Below are 16,558 nucleotides of genomic sequence, written 5' to 3' on the forward strand. Positions count from 1 at the left end.
TCATGCAGTATCCGAGCAGTCAGTCCCGAGCCGGGGTGGCGAGCCAGCGGTTGTCCTGGAACTCGGCCGGGACCTTGTCCCCCCACGGATCAATCCCACGGCGTTCCAGTTCGTCGAACCATCTGTCCCGCTGCGATTCGGGAAGGCGGCGCCCGCACCAGGGGCAGAAGGCCATGGTGATGCTCGATGTGCCGCCGTCGTGAACGATCAGCCCGTACTCCTGGAACCTGGGGCTGAACTGGACGAGCGCGTCCGGGCAGGCGAAGGGATCCTGATGCTGGTCGCAGCGCACGTTCACACGGCGGCTCATTGCCTCGCAGCAGTGGTCGGTCATGATCTCGGCTTCTCGTTCGGCGACACTGTGCCCAGAAGTAGATCACGCTCCCAGCTCCGGTCCCGACGCCGGTCGAGCCCCCGGCTCCGGTCCCACCGACGACCCCGGCCGCGCAAGCGTGTACCCACACGGTCGTGAGTGGAGAGACGCTGTCGGCGATCGCATCCAGGTACCTGGGACGCGAAGGCAGGCACCCCGAGATCTACGCGCGGCCACCCTGTGGTCTTGTCGCTGGTGTCGGCGTGCAGATGGGTGGCTGCTGACTCCCGTGCCCGGCCGCCATGCCCGCAGGACCGCGAGCGGAACCGGGGCCGGGCTGCCGGGCCATGACTCAGGACTCAGGCATCGATGATGACGGGGATGATGAGGGGCTTGCGGCGGTGGGTGCGGAAGGCCCAGTTCGCCACGGCGCGGGCGACCAGCTGCTCCAGCTGGTGGGCGTCCCCGACGCCCTCCTGGGCCGCGGTGGCCAGGGTCTTCTCGATGATGGGGACGACCGACTCGAAGGTGGCGTCGTCATGGACGAAGCCGCGGGCGAGGAAGTCGGGGGCCTCGGCGAGGGCGCCGGTGTCCGCGTCGACGATCGCCACCACCGTGACCACGCCTTCCTCCGCGAGGGTGAGGCGGTCCTTCAGGGACGCCTCGGTCGCGCCGCCGACTTCCATCCCGTCGACGTAGACGTTGCCGGCGGGGACCTTGCCGGTGATGGACGCGCGCCCGTCGACGAGGTCGACGACGACGCCGTCCTCGGCGATGACGACCCGCTCCGGATCGACGCCGGTGCGGATGGCGAGGTCGCCGTTGGCCCGCAGGTGACGCCACTCGCCGTGCACCGGCATGACGTTGCGGGGCTTGACGATGTTGTAGCAGTAGACGAGTTCGCCGGCACTGGCGTGCCCGGAGACGTGCACCTTGGCGTTGCCCTTGTGGACCACGTGGGCGCCCCACCGGGTCAGTCCGTTGATCACTCGGTAGATGGCGTTCTCGTTGCCGGGGATGAGCGAGCTGGCGAGGAGGACGGTGTCGCCCTTGCCGATGCGGATCACGTGGTCACGGTTGGCCATCCGGGACAGCGCGGCCATCGGTTCGCCCTGGGAGCCGGTGCACACCAGAGTGATCTTGTGGTCCGGGAGCTTCTCCAGCTCCTTCGTGCTCACGACCAGACCGGAGGGGACCTTCAGATAGCCCAGGTCACGGGCGATGCCCATGTTGCGGACCATGGAGCGGCCGACGAAGGCGACCTTGCGGCCGTGCTGGTGGGCGGCGTCCAGGACCTGCTGGATGCGGTGCACGTGGCTGGCGAAGCTGGAGACGATGACCCGGCGCGGCGCGGTGCGCATCACCTGCTCGATCGCCGGGTTCAGCTCACGCTCGGAGGTGGTGAAGCCCGGTACCTCGGCGTTGGTGGAGTCGGTGAGGAAGAGGTCCACGCCCTCCTCGCCGAGGCGGGCGAAGGCGCGCAGGTCGGTGATGCGGTCGTCGAGGGGGAACTGGTCCATCTTGAAGTCGCCGGTGTGCAGCACCATGCCGGCCCTGGTGCGGATCGCGACCGCGAGGCTGTCCGGGATGGAGTGGTTGACCGCCACGAACTCGCAGTCGAAGGGTCCGAAGCTGCGCCGGTCGCCCTCCCGTACCCGCACGGTGCGCGGCCGGATGCCGTGTTCCTTGAGCTTGGCCTCCAGGAACGCCAGCGTCAGCTTGGAGCCGACGACGGGGATGTCGCGCCGCTCGCGCAGCAGGTAGGGCACGCCACCGATGTGGTCTTCGTGGCCATGGGTGAGAACGATGCCCACGATGTCGTCCAGCCGGTCCCGGATCGAGGTGAAGTCCGGCAGGATCACGTCCACGCCGGGCTGGGTCTCCTCGGGGAACAGCACGCCGCAGTCGACAATGAGCAGCTTGCCGGCGTGTTCGAAGACGGTCATGTTGCGGCCGATCTCACCAAGGCCGCCCAGGGCGGTGACCCGCAGCCCTCCTTCGGGCAGGGGAGGGGCGGCTTTGAGGTCGGGGTGTGGATGACTCATACCTCGACGTTACCCGCAGAACGGAACGAGATGATCTGTTCGACCACGCACAGAAGGTCGCGACGGCTCACGGCGTCACCGACCTTCTCGCTGCCCACGGGGTCGATACCCGCCAAAACCTCCACACCTGTCTCGATCACCGGGCCCGTCGCGCCGCTCTGCGCACGGTGAAGGGGGTGGGTCGAGAGGCATTGACCACATCGGCAATCTCGGCGGCCGTTCGCACATCGCCGTTGCCGTAGATCTGCGCGGCTTCGCCGTGGATGCTGATGTTCCGGAACTCTCCGGCCAAGGTCCCCACCCACCTGATCGAACTGCCAACCGTCGGAGTCCCTCGCGACCCGGTCTTCGTCGCCCTGGACAATCTCGCCCGGATCGTTCAGGAGAACGTCTCAGCCGAAATGGTCGTCCTTACCGATCCGGTGATCGCGGACGCCTTCAAGGGCAAGGGGACTTGCTCTCCTTCGGCGGCGAGGGCCTCTTCGACCAGCCGACTGGCAACGACCGGACCGACAGAGGCTGTTGCTGCCCCCGGCACCAGCGCTCGCCCTGCGGCCGATCCGGCCCGGTACCACGCCCCCGAACTCCTCCGGCTGTCAACCGTCCTTTCATGGCGATCGCCTGACCCCCTCTGCCTGTTCGAGGTCGAAGGGATCCATGACCGCACTTCACTGAAAGCTCGTCGTCGACGCGACGGACCCGCACGCACAGGCCGACTTCTGGGCCGCCCTCGACCACCACCGCGAGGACCGCAGCGCCCTCGTCTCCCGGCTCCTGGACGAGGGCGTCGTCCCGCCCGCCACCACGCTCACCGTCGACGGCCGCCCCGCTTGCCCGACCTGGCCCCCGTCCGCCACCCGGACGAGCCCTTCGACGAGGCCTCGGACACGGGCCCCGGCCGCCGCATCCCTTCCAGCGCGTCCCTTTCCAGCGAGAGCCGAAGCCGGCCGGCAAGAACCGCCCTCACCTGTCCCCTGGCACCGCAAGGAGGAGGTCGCCCGCCTGGGAGTCCCTGGACGCCGCCCTCGTCCGCGAGGTCACGCAACAGGGCGGCTCGTGGACGGCCATGACGGACCCGAAGGCAACGAATCCTGCGTCCACTGACCCCGGTCACCTCATCGCGCGCGCGATCGTAGCAGGCTTCGCACGGAGCGACGCAAAAGATTCGACCAATTAGTCCCATCGGCTGATGGCGGACCGCTTCACCGGACAGAGCGGGGCGACAGCGCGGATGATTTTGGATGAGGTGCGTTCCGCCCCGGGCGCCGTACTCCGGCCGTCCGGATGTCTTCCGCTGATCCTGGAGGATCCATGCGACATCCCGTCTCCCGCCCACGCACGCGAGCCCTGGCTGTCGGGCTCGCGCTCGCCGCGGCCACGCTCTTACCCTCCGGCTCCGCCGGTGCGGCCGACGAGTATGAGTGGGCCGCGCTCGGCGACTCGTTCACCGCCGGCGTCTTCGTCGGCGACCCGCAGCCCCCGCTGGGGGATCCGTCCCAGGACGGCTGCGCCCGGACCAGCGGCTCCTACCCCAGCGTGGTCGAACGGGAACTCGCCGAGTTTCCGCCGGGCAAGTCGGTCCGCCTGACCAACGTCGCCTGCAGCAGCGCCGTCATCGCGAACATCGCCAAGGTCAAGCAGACGCCGATCAGCCCGGTCCAGACCCCTGCCGACGGCTGGCCCGCGGTGGACACGCAGATCAAGCGGGCCGGGCTCGACGACGAGACCGACGTGGTCACCATCGCCATCGGCGGCAACAGCCTGCCCTTCGGCGGTATCTTCCCCGTGTGCCTCGACCAGGGCACGATAGGCAAGTCCTGCCGTGAGTACTTCACCGACCCGCCCGAGGGGGTGGAGAGCATCAGGGAGAGGCTCGCCCGGGTCCAGGACGAGTACATCGAGATGCTGGCCGAGGTACACCAGGCCGCGCCCAACGCCAAGGTGATCAACGTCGGCTACCCGGCCATCATGCCGAACAAGGCCAGTGACTGCGACCGCGGGTCCCTCACCGAACTCGGCGCGACCACCCACGCCGACATCGACTGGCTTCGTGACGACGTCCTCAAGCCGCTGAACAAAACGATCAAGCGAGCCGCGTCGTTCTACGGCGACCGCTACGTCGACCTCTACCCCTCCAGCGAGGGCCACGACGTCTGTCAGCCCGCGGGCACCAAGTGGATGGAAGGAATCTGCGGCAGCGCCGCGGACTACTGGCCCACCACGTTCCCCGGCACGTCGGTGGACTGCGGTCCCATCGGGAAGCGCGCCACGATGATCCACCCCAACGCTGCGGGACACGCAAACACCGCGGTCCGGGTGGAGCGAGCGATCCGCATCGCCCTCCTCCAACACTGACCCACCGGCCCGAACCCTGACGCCGGAACCCGGCCCCCCGGCCGACGGCTCCGGCGTCAGGGCGTCTACGCGGTCACGCCGAGTCGGAAACAGTCATGGGTACGCGGTCAGGCCGGCCGGTACTCCGCGTGAGGAATCGGCCCGGTTCTGCCCGTACAGCTCCGGCCAGGTGTCATCTGCGGGTGTCCCACCTGGTCAGCGGCGAGGAAGTCCGTCGCGGTACCCGGATCCCCTCTCGCTGGTACGGATCCTGGGGCCGCGGTTGCAGCACCCGGCTGTCCCCACTCTGCCGGAACGATTCGGGTCCCCGGCCCAGATACGCAAGCCGGCCGTCGGCGGCTGTTCACCCTGCTGCGGCCGAAGGCCCCGAGGATGGCCGAGCGGCTGGTCGAGGACGTCTTCGAAGCCCTGGACGAACAGACCGTGACGGTCCCGGGGACCGAGACGGCCGCGCTGATCGTCCCGAGCCTCCCGCCTCGCTCGCGGCCGTGCTCGACCAGCGCGAACTACTGGCCGGGCGGATCGAGGAACTCCTGGAGGCGCACCCTCTTCCCCTCGTCCTCCCAGGCTGCCGAGTGCCGGACGTCGTTGCGCAGCCGCGGGGGTGGGTGAGGGCGGCCCGGGCCTCGTCGTGGCCGACGAGCAGCCGGACCCCCCGGAGTCCGCAGTCGGGATGCGGTGGACGGGTCCCCCTGGGCGCGCGGACGGGTGAGGCAGGGATGGGGATGGCCGGCCAGGCCCGTCCCGGAGAGTGTCAGGTCCTCGAGCGTGGGCGTGCGCGGGTATGTGTGCTCTCCGTGGCGCGGCCCGGCGCGGGATCAGGCCGGCAGCAGTGCTTCGATCCGGGCGATGACGTCGGGAGCGTCCGGCTTGACGCGTGACCCGATGCGATGGGCCACCGCACCGTCGGGCGAGACGATGAACTTCTCGAAGTTCCACTCGACGTCCCCGGCCACCCCGCGTTCGTCGGGGGTGGCGGTGAGGATCTCGTAGACCGGGTGCCGTCGCGCGCCGTTCACGTCCACCTTCTCGAAAAGGGGGAAGGTGACGTCGTACGTGGTCGAGCAGAACTCCTGGATCTCCTCGGGGGTGCCCGGTTCCTGCTGCCCGAACTGGTTGCAGGGGAAGCCCAGGACGGCGAACCCGCGGGGTCCGTAGCGCCGGTGCAGTTCCTCGAGCGCCGCGTACTGCGGTGTGCGCCCGCACTGCGAGGCCACGTTCACCACGAGAAGGACCTTGCCCCGGTAGGGGCTCAGGTCACCGGGCTCCCCGGCGAGTGTGCGGACGGGTATGTCGTACAGGGACATGTCGGCGCTTCGCTCCGCTTGTGTCGGTGACGGTCGTTCGGATCGTTCGGTCACATCGGTCGGGCGGTTCGGTCGGGCGGGATCGGTCAGCCGGTCCCGGTGACGTCCTGGTAGCTCTTGCGGAAGGCGGCGACGACGGCGTCGACGTCCTCGTCGGTCATGGCGGCGCCCAGACCGACGGTGACGGAACGGCCGAGGAGTCCCTCGCTGATCCGGTAGCGCGGGGGGCGCTCCCACTCCACGCCCCAGGGTGTCCGCCCCTCCCGTACGGCGCGGTTGGCCGTGACCGGCTGCCCCTGGTACATGGTGTGTGCCGGGACGCCGGCGGCGTTCAGGTCGGCGACGAAGGCACGCGCCTGGAGGCGGGAGTCGAGGAACAGCGTGAGATCGCCGCCCGATCCCTCCTCGTCCGGCAGCCTTCGCCAGCGGACCGGCAGATCGGCGATCTCGCCGCGCACATGGCGTGCCACGTCCCGCAGACGCCGGCACATGGGGGCCAGCCGGGGGAGCTGCGCGGACAGGACGCTCGCGGTCAGCTCGGTCATGCGCAGGTTGACGCCGACGAACGGCGGACTGTCGCCGGCTCCGCGCGTCGCGCCCTTGGAGGTGGTGAACTGGCCGCCCTGGTCCTGGTACCGGGCCACCCGGTCATACACGTCGGCATCATTCGTGGTGACCGCGCCGCCCTCGCCGGCGGTGATGTTCTTGTCGAGCTGGAAGCTGAACGCGCCCGCGTCGCCGAGGCTGCCGACGGGCCGTCCCCCGTAACGGACGCCGGCGGCCTGGGCCGCGTCCTCGATCACCCGCAGTCCGTGCCGCCGCGTGACCTCCAGGATCGGCTCCATGTCGGCGGCGACGTTGTTGAGGTGCACCGGCATGACACCCCAGGTTCGCTCGGTGATCCGCTCCTCCAGTAGCGCGGGGTCCAGGGTCAGCGAGTCGTCCACCTCGGCGAAGACGGGGATGCCGCGCGCGGCGACGACGGCGCCGACGCTGCCGACGAAGGTCACGGCGGGCACGATCACCTCGGCCCCGGCCGGGATCCCGAGGCCGATCATCGCGGCGGTGAGCGCGGCGGTGCCCGATGACACGGCGACGGTGTGCGGAACCCCCGCGACCTCGGAGAACGCGGACTCGAACTGGTCGGTCCGGTGGCGCAGGTCCGGCCCGTAGTAACGGAACAGCGACCGTGACCGGATCACCTCCAGGGCGGCAGCCTCCTCTTCCTCACCCCACAGCGCGAGGGACCGCCAGGTCTCGTACCGCATCCCCGGGTCGCCCGTCACGCGCCCGCCTCCGTCACCGTGTCGAGGTCCGTCGCGCTGTGCGCCACCAGGAAGTCCTCCAGGAAGAGATAGTCGAGCTGGCTCGGCCCGAAGAAGGCCAGCGCCTGCTCGGGGGTTTCCACGATCGGCTCACCGCGGTCGTTGAAGGAGGTGTTGAGCACCACGGGCACGGAGGTGAGCTCGCCGAACCGTTCCACCAGTTCGTAGAAGGCGCCGTTCGCCTCCGGCGTCAGCGTCTGCACCCGCGCCGTTCCGTCCACGTGGGTGATGGCCGGCACCTCCTGGCGCTTGTCGTCCCGCACCGGCGCGACGATCAGCATGTACGGCGACTCGATGTCGAGGTCGAAGTACTCGGAGGCCCGGTGGGCCAGGACGGCCGGGGCGAACGGACGGAACGCCTCGCGGTGCTTGACCTTGCTGTTGAGGATGTCCTTCATCTCCGCGCGGCGCGGGTCGGCGAGGATGCTGCGGTGGCCGAGGGCGCGCGGTCCGAACTCCGAGCCTCCGGTGAACCAGCCGATGAGCGCGCCCTGCGGCAGCAGGCCGGCGGCCAGCCGGGCCGGCCGCTCCACACGCCGGTGGGGCAGGCCCGAGGCGTCGAGCGCGCGCTGGATCTCCTCGGTGCCGTACCGGCGGCCGAGGTAGGTGTGGCGCTGCGGCCGGGGGGCCGTGCGCGGGGCCTTCGGACCACGCGGCCGCGGCTGCTCGCCGAGGACGTGGTAGCCGTAATAGGCGCAGCCGACCGCGCAGCCGTTGTCCCCCGCGGCAGGCTGGGCGAAGACGTCGGTGAACGGCGTGTTCCGCAGGATCTTGCCGTTGGCGACCGAGTTGAGGACGACACCGCCGGCCAGGCACAGGCGGGTGAGGCCGGTCTCCCGGTGCAGCCAGCCGGCGGCGTGCAGGACGGCGGTCTCCAGCAGGTCCTGGGCGGCCCAGGCGAGGTCGGCGCCGCGCGCGAAGCGCTCGTCCCCCTCGAGTCCGTCCAGGGCGTGCTCGACGAAGTGCAGCAGTCCGCCGTCCTTGAGGTGGAGTTCGAACCGGCCCTGCGGCAGCAGGTCGAGGTGGCGCCGGAACTCCGCCCGGTAGCGGTCGGTCCCGTAGGGTGCCAGCCCCATGGTCTTGCCGTCCTCGGTCAGGTACCAGGGGCCCTCCTCGTAGAGGGTGAAGCCGATGGCCCTGCTGACCGCCTTGTACATGAAGCCCAGCGAGTGGTCGCTGTCACCCGCCTGGTAGACCCGGGTCTCCCGCAGGCCGTCGGTGCTCCAGTTGGTCCCGTACACCTTGGAGATCTCGGTGATCTCCGTGCCGTTGCCGACCGACATGGTCATGGTCTCGACGCCCTGGCCCTCGAACAGGCTGCCCGCCCCGTCGACCACGAGGACCGCGGCCTCGGGGAAGGGCGAGGGAAGGAAGGCGCTGGCGGCGTGCGCCATGTGATGGCGGATGAGCGTCGTCCGGCTGCGGAACGGGAAGTAGCAGCTGGGCAGCAGGGTGTCGTCCGCGACGATCGCGTCCACCTCGGCGAGACGGACCCCGTGCGTCGTCAGGCAGTACCGCCAGCACTGGTTCGCCAGAGAATTCACATTGACCGCGTATTTGCGGCGGGTCAGCCGCTCTTCTTCAATACCGACGGCGATCTCACCGTTCTCGACGAGACAGGCCGAGAAGTCGTGGTTGGAACCGCCGAGCCCCAGAGCGAGCATACTGCCGTCCTTACTCCCGTTGCAGGTCTGCGGATTTGGCGAGTACGTGGGGCGTAACGCTACCCGGTCGCAACGGGTCAGTCAGCAGGCGAATATGAGCCATCCTCGGGCCGGATCAAGTCGAGTTCCGGCCGACCGACGGTGCCCCCGGTAGGGCTCATTGACCCCGACTTCCAGGTGAAGTTAGGATCGTCGCTCATCGGAAGAGTCATGCGCGAATACGACCTGGGTGCGGTGATAAGGCATGGCCCTGAAAAGTCATTATCGTGATGCGATGTTCGCGCATCGCGATGGGCAGGACCGTCTCAAACTCCTGATGAACGACATGGTCATCGAGGAGCAACTGTGCCAGATGCGATGCTCCTACTGCCTCACCGAGGACTTCAACCTCCTCATGGAGGTCCCGGACGCCCGACTGCGCCTGACCACCGACCGGCGAGCGGACTGGCACGAGATCCTCGACGCCTATCACCGTCAGGTGGACAGCCCCATCATGCGCCTGAGCGGCGGTGAGTTCTTCTGGCTGAAAGGCTCCACCGAGTTCGTGGCGGAGTGCAGTGAGAAGTACGAGGTCGTGCAGGTCATCACCAACGGCGCCTTCCTGACGCCGCCCCGGCTGGAGGCACTCGCCGCGCTGGGCAACGTCCAGCTGTGCCTCTCCCTCGACGGCCACACGCTGGAGCTGAACGGCCACCGCCTGCCGCCGAAGCAGCACCGACTCTTCGACGTGATCATGCGGCACCTGGACCACGCGGTGGAGCTGGGCATCCCCATCGAGATCCAGTCGGTGCTCAGCGACCTCAACGCCACCGGTCAGGCGGACTTCGCCGAGTTCCTGCTCGAACGGTACGGGCGCGGCGTGATGCTCTACTTCTTCCCGGTGCGCGGCGAGACCAGGACCACCCACGCACCACCCCTCGGCGACCATTTCGCGCCACTCCTCGAGCGTTACGACGAACTGTCCGCAGTGCTTCCCCCGCGGGCCTTCGTGGAACACATCGGGAATCAACTGCGCACCGGCGTCCGTACCCTGCGGTGTGCCGCGACGGCCACCATGGTGCAACTCTTCGGACAGGGAGACGTCTCCTGCTGCCCGTACGCCTGGCTCAAACCCATGGGCAACATAAAGGAGAATCCCGTACTCATCCAAGAACAGTTCGGGAAGCACCAGCATTACGATATGTTCATGCAGCCCCGGCCGCGTTTTCCGTATTGCAAGAGCTGCACCGGACCGATCGACGTGGTCAATCTCTATCTGTTCGGCGGCATCTCCGAGCAGGAAATCGCGCGCTGCGCCCCGTACGCCGGACCCCGCGCTCTGGAACGGCTACGAGAGTTGAAATCGGCGTTCACGCCGGTCTCCGAGCCGGCCGGGGAACCGTCACCCCGCTGATCCCGTGGGCGGCGGGATGCCAGAAGACCAGAGCATACCGAGGCCTCGAGGAGACGAAATGATTTCCGTGGATGGGATTTCCGGCGACGATTTCGCGGGTGCCGGGCTGCAGAGGCTTCTCACGCTCCCGCAGCACGATCTGCTCACGCTCGCCGGGGACTGGCTCGGTGAACTGGCGCCGTGGCGGAACCCCGAGACCCTGGCGGCGATCTCCACCACCCTGGCCGCCGAGTCCGTCCTGTCCTCCCTGTTCGTCTTCGGGGAACAGGTGGGGGAGTCCGACGTCCGCTCGGAGGTCCCCGGACCCCTGCTCGACCTCCTGCTCCGCGCCCGGGTGCTGTCCGAGGAGTCCGGGAAGGTGTCGGCCGACTACTGCCTGGTCCGCGGGGACGGCATGTCGCTGCTGGCCGCCTGGCGGGCGGCGGGACGGGACACGGGCACGTATGCGCCCTGGGTCGGCACCGACTCCATGACGCTCTCCCGGCTGGTGGCGGCGCGCCGCGGTGCCCGGTCGGCCCTGGACCTGGGATGCGGGACCGGCATCCTCGGACTGTCGGCGGCCCGCAACGGCGCCGAGGTGCTGTCGGTCGACGTCAACCCGGAGTGCACGGCGGCCGCGACGGTCAACGCCCACATCAACGGGCTGGCCGACCGGCTGACCGCCACCGAGGGGGACATCATGTCCCTGTCGCTGGACTCCCGGTTCGACCTGGTCGTCTCCAACCCGCCCTGTCTCCCGCTGCGCCGTGGCTCGCTCGGCTGGCTGGCCGGCGAGGCGGGGCTGGACGGCCTGGAGTTCTTCTGGGAACTCCTGCGCCAGGTCCCCGGGCTCCTCACCCAGGAAGGTGAGGCGCTGCTGCAGGCCGCGGCCTACGGGGACGAGCGCGGGCCGTTCTTCGTCCCGGAGCTGGAGGCCGAACTGCGGCGCCTGGGGGTCTCCGGGCGGCTGCTGCTGCGGCCCTCCACGCCCCCGCGCTGGCCGGCCTTCGCGCCCCGCGACGAGGAGCAGCAGCTCACCGGCCCGCTCGGCGACGAGGTCCGGGAGTACGTCACTCGGATCGGTGCCACCCACTACTACGGATTCGTCCTCTCGGTGCGACTCGACGGCGAGGGCCTGGCGGTGGGCCGCTTCCAGTGACCCGGGACCGGGGGTGGAGCCGGCCCACGGCTCCACCCCCGGGTCACCCGGTGACCGTGGGAGCACCTGATGACCCGAGCCACCGCGGCCCGAGTTCGGCGCGTTCCAGGGCTGCGACCGCGTCGGCCGCCTCCATCAGCGTCAGGTGCGTGGTGTCGACCAGCCGGACGCCGGGCACGTCGGGCACCTCCGCGTCGAGGTGACGCTCCGCCAGCCGGCCCTCCACGAACAGCCGGCCGCCCGCGTCGTTCTCGATCCGGGTGGCCAGCGCCTCCGCGTCCGCCCGCAGGCCGTAGTAGACCGCCTCCGCGCCGAGTTCCTCGAAGACCTTCTGGAAGCGCTCGTAGGCACGGCCCGCGAGGACCACCCCGGTGACGATCACGACACGAGCCCCCCACTCCCGGTAGACGGGCAGGGCCGCGCGCACGGACGAGGCCATCAGGTCGTACACCTCCTCGCCGCCGTTCCACGGATGGACGATGGGATCGCAGTCCATCGCGGCGGCCGGGACGTCGTACCGCGTCACCAACTGGTGTCCCAGTCGGGTCTTGCCCACGCCCGGGGCACCGGTGATCACCACGGCGCGCATCAGCTGGCCCCCTCGCGGACCGTGCCGACCAGGCGGAAGCCCAGGTGAGGGATCTTCAGGAGCTTCGCACCGGAGTCGATGTCCAGGAACTTCTGCTTCAGGACCGAGGTCACCTTGTTCACGTCCTCCCCGCCCGTGGCCTCGGTGAGGTCCTGGCGGGAGACGATCTGGCCCTGCCGGTTGGACAGCAGGCGCAGCAGCTCCGCCTCCGCATCGGTCACGGGCAACGACTTCGCGGCGGAGCTCAGCGAGCCGTTCGCGAGAGTGAGCACCTGGGTGTTCTCGGACGGCGTGACCGTCTTGAGGTAGCTGAGGGTCTCCACGAGCCGGGACCGCCGCAGAGGGCTGGCCAGACTGAAGCTGTAGCCGGCGGTCACCGCCGTCAGGACCTCGGTGGCGGAAACGCCGTCCAGCACGGCGACGGGGTAACCGCCCCGGCGTTTGAGGTCCGCCACGGACAGGTCGTCCGGCCGGGCGGCGGCGACTCGGTGGAAGGAGACCAGCAGCGCGCCGGGCGGCGGTGCGTGGCCCGTTGCGGGGTCCGTGACATGCAGGGTGAGACCCACCTCGGCGCATGCCTCCGTGAGGACCTCGAGGTCCGCCGGTGTCAGGGACTGAGCCAGTGCGTACATGGAAACCCTTCACAGAGCGGCGGGGCCGCGGTCGCTTGTCGGGTGGGGAAAGGGTCAGAGGCGCATCAGCCAGATCCGCTCGGCGGCCGGAAACCCGGAGCCCTCCGCCAGGCGCACGCCGTGCCGGCGGATGCGCTGGATGATGCCCTTGCGTACCTGGATGCGATAGGCGCCCAGCGCCTCGCACTTGGTGAGCGCCGCCTCGTCGTCCACGGGCAGCAGCTCTGGGCGCAGGGCGCCGAGTCCCTGCTCGGCCAGACGCGCGCCGAGGTTCTTCGCGGTCTCCTCCGCGGAGGAGAACAGGGAGTAGGGCTGGTCCTCGTAGAAGGCGACCCGCGCCGTGCCGAGCCGGCCGGTCCGGGCCAGTTCCAGCACCGCCTCCCGGCAGGCGACATGGTCGACGTGGCCGCCGACTCCGAGGGGCGCGTAGATCGGGCCGGCGCCGTCCAGCAGGAGGGCGAGCCGTTCGGTGAGGGCGTCGAAGAGCTGCGGTTCCTCCCGTGCGAACCCGTCGGACCAGGCCGGGTCGGTGAAGAACCGGTCCCGTCTGAGGTCGCGGTCGGCGGCGTCGACGAATCCCAGCAGCTCCACCCGGGCGCGCAGCACACGGGCGGCGACGCCCTCCTCGTCCAGCAGCAGGCGCTGGGTCAGCGCCGGGCGTTCGGCGTAGTACGGGTCCTTGGTCCAGGTCTCGACGCTGAAGACGTCGAGGAACCGGGCACCCTGCCGGGCCACCGTCCCACCGAGGGCCAGCGCGGCGTCGTCCGGATGCGGGGACACGACCACCGCGGGTTCGGTGGCCGGGGGGCCGGGCGTGAGCGGGGGCGCCATGAGCAGCAGCCCGTGCCGGCGCCACAGGCCGATGGTCTCGCGGTCCGCCGCGGGGAACCCGTCGAGGGGCCGACTGCCGTCGCAGTGGGACAGCAGGGCGGCGTCACGGTCCGACAGGCGGCCGTACCCCTCGACCTGACGCCCCATGAAACGGAGCTCCCCGTCGGCTGTTTCCACGTGCGGCAGGGCCGTCGGGCACCAAGTGTCAGGAATCTCCGTCATGTAACTCCGAGCCCGCGGTGACGAATGACAGACGCGATATGGCCGGAGCATACAGATCGCCTCCACGTGCGCCCAGAGCCTGATCCAAAGAGGCAAAAAATGGGGGGACGGGTGGCCGAAAAGGCCTTGCCCGGGTGGTCACCATCTTCTTCGGTAACCACCGGGACGATAGCTTTCCGGTCATTCATTCCGCTTCGCAGCTCACTTCGGGGGACCCGCCCCGGACCGCGGCGGCGGCCGTGACCGCGCCGGCACGGGCCCGACGAAGTTCCCATGTCAGCACCCCTGTATCCGGAGGCGCTACGAGCGGCCGGACCGGGCCCGGACGGCGGCCGTCATCAGGCCGTCGGCATGGCCGAACACGTGCGAAACGCAGGGAATAGGCCATGCCGAAGACCCGGTTTCGGAGGCGCCATTGCGCCGGGGATCTTCTGCTGTAGCCTCTAAGTGCGATTTGACCTGTCGGACGATTAGAGGACGAGGCAGGGAATGGAGACTCGCGTACTGCTGGTTCAGCAAGGAGTCTGGGGGAATTCCGCGGTCTCCATGCCGCTGGCGATCGGCTACCTCAAGGCCTACGCCGAGGCGGACGACCGCATTCGACACCGTATGGACATCTCCATCAGGAACTACCCGGGCGACGCCGGCCTGAACGCCATGGCCCGGGACCTGATACGGGACGGCTGTCCCGACATCCTCTGCTTCTCCGTCCTCGGCTGGAACTTCCGCGCCTTCGGCACCCTCGCGGAGACGTTCAAGCAGATGAACCCGCAGGGCTGGGTCGTCTTCGGCGGCAACCACGTCGCCCACCAGGCCGAGCGGGTCTTCCGTATGTTCCCCCAGGTCGACGTGGTGGTGAACGGTGAGGGGGAGCTGATCTTCCGGGACCTGCTGAACGGCTACCTCGACGGCGCCCAGCGCGGCGAACTCCACGAGATCAGCGGCATCTCCTTCCGCGAGGCCGACGGGAACCTGGTCACCACCCCCGAACGCGAGCGCATTCAGGACCTCGAGATCCTGCCGTCCCCCATTCTGACCGGAGCGGTACCGCTGGTCGACGGGAAGGGTCGTTTCCCCTACGACTACGCGTTGATGGAAACGAACCGCGGATGTCCGTACAAGTGCGCCTTCTGTTATTGGGGAGGCGCCACCGGACAGAAGATGCGGGCGTTCTCCCGGGAGCGGCTGCGTGAGGAACTTGAGCTGCTGGGACGGCACGGCGCGGAAATCCTGATGCTCGCCGACTCCAATTTCGGACTCCTGCGCCAGGACGAGGAATTCCTGGACGATCTGCTCCGGGTACGCCGAAAGTACGGGTTCCCGAAGAGACTCGAAACCTCCTGGGCCAAGAACAAGTCTCCCGGTTTCTACCGCATCATGGAGAAGATGAAGCAGTCCGGGATGCACAGCGCCTTCATCCTCGCCCTGCAGACGATGGATGATTCCGTGCTGGATCTCATGCGCCGGCGGAACATGAAGCTGAACGACTGGGAAAGCCTCGTCGCCTGGCTGACCGACCACGGCATCACACCGTATCTGGAGCTGATCTGGGGCGCTCCGGGCGAGACGGTCACCTCGTTCCTGGAGGGTTATGACCGGGCGGCACAGCATACGCCGTTCATCGCGGTCCACCCGCTGATGCTGCTGCCGAACACCGAATACCACGACAAGCGCGAACAGCACGGACTGGTGACCGTGCGCGGCGAGCAGGACGACTTCGACTACGTGCTCGCCCACAGAACGATGACGCTCGCGGACAACGAGCGCATGCTCCGCTTCATCTGCTGGAACCGGGTCCTGGCCCGGAGTCTGTTCCTGCACAACATCTGGGTCGCCCTGCGCGCGCTCGCCGGCGTCCCCCAGTCACAGGTGCTCCTCAGCTTCTCCGACTGGGTCGAGAAGAGCGAAGACCCCGAGGCCAGGGAACTGCACGCGGTGGCCAGGCCGGCCAGCTCCGCCAGTGAACTCGTCGACCCCAACGTCTGGCGACTGCTCACCAAGCGGCTGCTGCGGCAGTGGTGGGAGGAGGCCATGCGTCCCGCTCTGCCCGAGCACCTGCTGCCGGTCCTCGACGAGGTGTTCCGCTACGACCTGCTGTGCCAGCCGGTCCGCCAGCTGCCCGACGGATCGGGTCCCGAGGAGGACCTCCCGGTCGTCACCAAGTACGGCGAAAGCTGGTATTTGCGCAGCGACACGGAATTCACCCACCCCGTGCCCCGGCTGATCGCCGCGCTGCGGCGCGGGGAGACGGTGAGCACGGAGCCGGAGCGCCACACCGCGGACTTCTACTACCGGACCGAATTCGGTGGTGACCTCCAGCACTACTTCCGCATGGACCGCTTCCGCGGGCTGACCGAGCAGCAGCTCGACGAACAGTTCACCAAGGTTTGACCCGAGATCCTTCACCACGGGAGACAAGAGACGATGGACCGCGCCGGGCTAATTCGGGAACTCCACGAGATCGCAGCGGGCATGACCAAGGGCGAGCACCGGCTGGCGCCCCAGGAGGGCGACGCCAGCCTCGTGGACCAGTACGGGTTCAGCTCCCTCGACGCCCTGGAGTACCTGCTGATCCTCGAGGAGAAGTTCGATGTCGTCTTCGAGGACGAGGACCTGACGGAGGAGACGCTCTTCTCCATCGAGGGCCTCGCCACCTACATCCTCCAACAGAGGGCCGGCGAGAGCCGCTCCCTGACGTGACGGCCATGACACCGGCGGCCGCGCGGTCGGGTGGAGCGCCCGGG

General features: G+C 69.0%; 15 protein-coding genes and 2 pseudogenes. 8 read left to right on the forward strand and 9 right to left on the reverse strand.

Features of this window, described 5'->3' with window-relative positions; genetic code table 11:
• Positions 1–19 precede the first annotated feature (19 nt).
• On the reverse strand, positions 20–334 hold the full coding sequence (locus ACFYO5_RS10845; protein WP_388706796.1) for a DUF6980 family protein: 315 nt from the start codon (positions 332–334) through the stop codon (positions 20–22).
• Positions 335–468: 134 nt separating this feature from the next.
• Between ACFYO5_RS10845 and ACFYO5_RS10850 the strand changes: the two genes are divergently transcribed.
• Positions 469–597: a hypothetical protein gene (locus ACFYO5_RS10850; RefSeq protein ID WP_388706798.1), complete on the forward strand. Its 129-nt coding sequence runs from the start codon at positions 469–471 to the stop codon at positions 595–597.
• Between the two features lie 75 nt (positions 598–672).
• Here the strand turns inward: ACFYO5_RS10850 and ACFYO5_RS10855 are convergent, their stop codons facing one another.
• Positions 673–2,358, reverse strand: a complete 1,686-nt coding sequence (locus ACFYO5_RS10855) for a ribonuclease J (RefSeq protein WP_388706801.1) — start codon at positions 2,356–2,358, stop codon at positions 673–675.
• A gap of 136 nt (positions 2,359–2,494) precedes the next feature.
• Complete coding sequence (locus tag ACFYO5_RS10860) at positions 2,495–2,650, reverse strand: hypothetical protein (RefSeq protein ID WP_388706804.1); 156 nt, start codon at positions 2,648–2,650, stop codon at positions 2,495–2,497.
• A 383-nt stretch (positions 2,651–3,033) separates the two neighbouring features.
• Between ACFYO5_RS10860 and ACFYO5_RS10865 the strand changes: the two are divergent.
• The 3 genes and pseudogenes from ACFYO5_RS10865 to ACFYO5_RS10875 all read left to right on the forward strand — a co-directional run.
• Positions 3,034–3,462 (forward strand): annotated as a pseudogene (locus ACFYO5_RS10865) (VOC family protein); the annotation flags it as partial.
• 207 nt (positions 3,463–3,669) lie between these two features.
• A complete protein-coding gene (locus ACFYO5_RS10870) occupies positions 3,670–4,713 on the forward strand; it encodes an SGNH/GDSL hydrolase family protein (RefSeq protein WP_388706807.1) in 1,044 nt (347 codons plus the stop codon).
• Positions 4,714–4,948: 235 nt separating this feature from the next.
• A pseudogene (locus tag ACFYO5_RS10875) lies at positions 4,949–5,329 on the forward strand (IS110 family transposase); the annotation flags it as partial.
• A 202-nt stretch (positions 5,330–5,531) separates the two neighbouring features.
• On the opposite strand, the gene ACFYO5_RS10880 reads toward ACFYO5_RS10875, so the two are convergent.
• The 3 genes from ACFYO5_RS10880 to ACFYO5_RS10890 form a co-directional block, all read right to left on the reverse strand.
• The gene (locus tag ACFYO5_RS10880) at positions 5,532–6,020 is read right to left on the reverse strand and encodes a glutathione peroxidase (RefSeq protein ID WP_388706810.1); all 489 of its coding nucleotides are present in this window, start codon (positions 6,018–6,020) and stop codon (positions 5,532–5,534) included.
• A gap of 86 nt (positions 6,021–6,106) precedes the next feature.
• The gene (locus ACFYO5_RS10885; RefSeq protein WP_388706813.1) at positions 6,107–7,306 is read right to left on the reverse strand and encodes a DegT/DnrJ/EryC1/StrS family aminotransferase; all 1,200 of its coding nucleotides are present in this window, start codon (positions 7,304–7,306) and stop codon (positions 6,107–6,109) included.
• A complete protein-coding gene (locus tag ACFYO5_RS10890; RefSeq protein ID WP_388706816.1) occupies positions 7,303–9,009 on the reverse strand; it encodes a carbamoyltransferase in 1,707 nt (568 codons plus the stop codon). Before ACFYO5_RS10890 ends, ACFYO5_RS10885 begins: the two co-directional genes overlap by 4 nt.
• 274 nt (positions 9,010–9,283) lie before the next feature.
• Here ACFYO5_RS10890 and ACFYO5_RS10895 point away from each other — a divergent pair, with 274 nt between their 5' ends.
• Entirely contained in the window at positions 9,284–10,402 is a 1,119-nt protein-coding gene (locus tag ACFYO5_RS10895; protein WP_356564331.1) for a radical SAM protein, read from the forward strand.
• Between the two features lie 58 nt (positions 10,403–10,460).
• Complete coding sequence (locus ACFYO5_RS10900) at positions 10,461–11,540, forward strand: methyltransferase (protein WP_388706819.1); 1,080 nt, start codon at positions 10,461–10,463, stop codon at positions 11,538–11,540.
• A 43-nt stretch (positions 11,541–11,583) separates the two neighbouring features.
• Here the strand turns inward: ACFYO5_RS10900 and ACFYO5_RS10905 are convergent, their stop codons facing one another.
• From ACFYO5_RS10905 to ACFYO5_RS10915, 3 genes are read right to left on the reverse strand one after another with little or no spacing between them, the layout of a single operon-like run.
• Positions 11,584–12,129 carry a hypothetical protein gene (locus ACFYO5_RS10905; protein ID WP_388706822.1) on the reverse strand — a complete coding sequence of 182 codons (546 nt, stop codon included), beginning with the start codon at positions 12,127–12,129 and terminating at the stop codon, positions 11,584–11,586.
• Entirely contained in the window at positions 12,129–12,761 is a 633-nt protein-coding gene (locus ACFYO5_RS10910) for a hypothetical protein (RefSeq protein ID WP_356564325.1), read from the reverse strand. Before ACFYO5_RS10910 ends, ACFYO5_RS10905 begins: the two co-directional genes overlap by 1 nt.
• A 54-nt stretch (positions 12,762–12,815) precedes the next feature.
• Positions 12,816–13,739, reverse strand: coding sequence for a PIG-L family deacetylase (locus ACFYO5_RS10915; RefSeq protein ID WP_356564323.1), 924 nt, complete (start codon positions 13,737–13,739; stop codon positions 12,816–12,818).
• Positions 13,740–14,303: 564 nt separating this feature from the next.
• Here ACFYO5_RS10915 and ACFYO5_RS10920 point away from each other — a divergent pair.
• Positions 14,304–16,205, forward strand: coding sequence for a KedN5 family methylcobalamin-dependent radical SAM C-methyltransferase (locus ACFYO5_RS10920; protein ID WP_388706826.1), 1,902 nt, complete (start codon positions 14,304–14,306; stop codon positions 16,203–16,205).
• Between the two features lie 33 nt (positions 16,206–16,238).
• Positions 16,239–16,514 carry an acyl carrier protein gene (locus ACFYO5_RS10925; RefSeq protein WP_356564319.1) on the forward strand — a complete coding sequence of 92 codons (276 nt, stop codon included), beginning with the start codon at positions 16,239–16,241 and terminating at the stop codon, positions 16,512–16,514.
• Positions 16,515–16,558: the final 44 nt, after the last annotated feature.

Origin of the sequence: Streptomyces sp. NPDC006259 (assembly GCF_042870975.1) — a bacterium.
Taxonomy (GTDB): domain Bacteria; phylum Actinomycetota; class Actinomycetes; order Streptomycetales; family Streptomycetaceae; genus Streptomyces.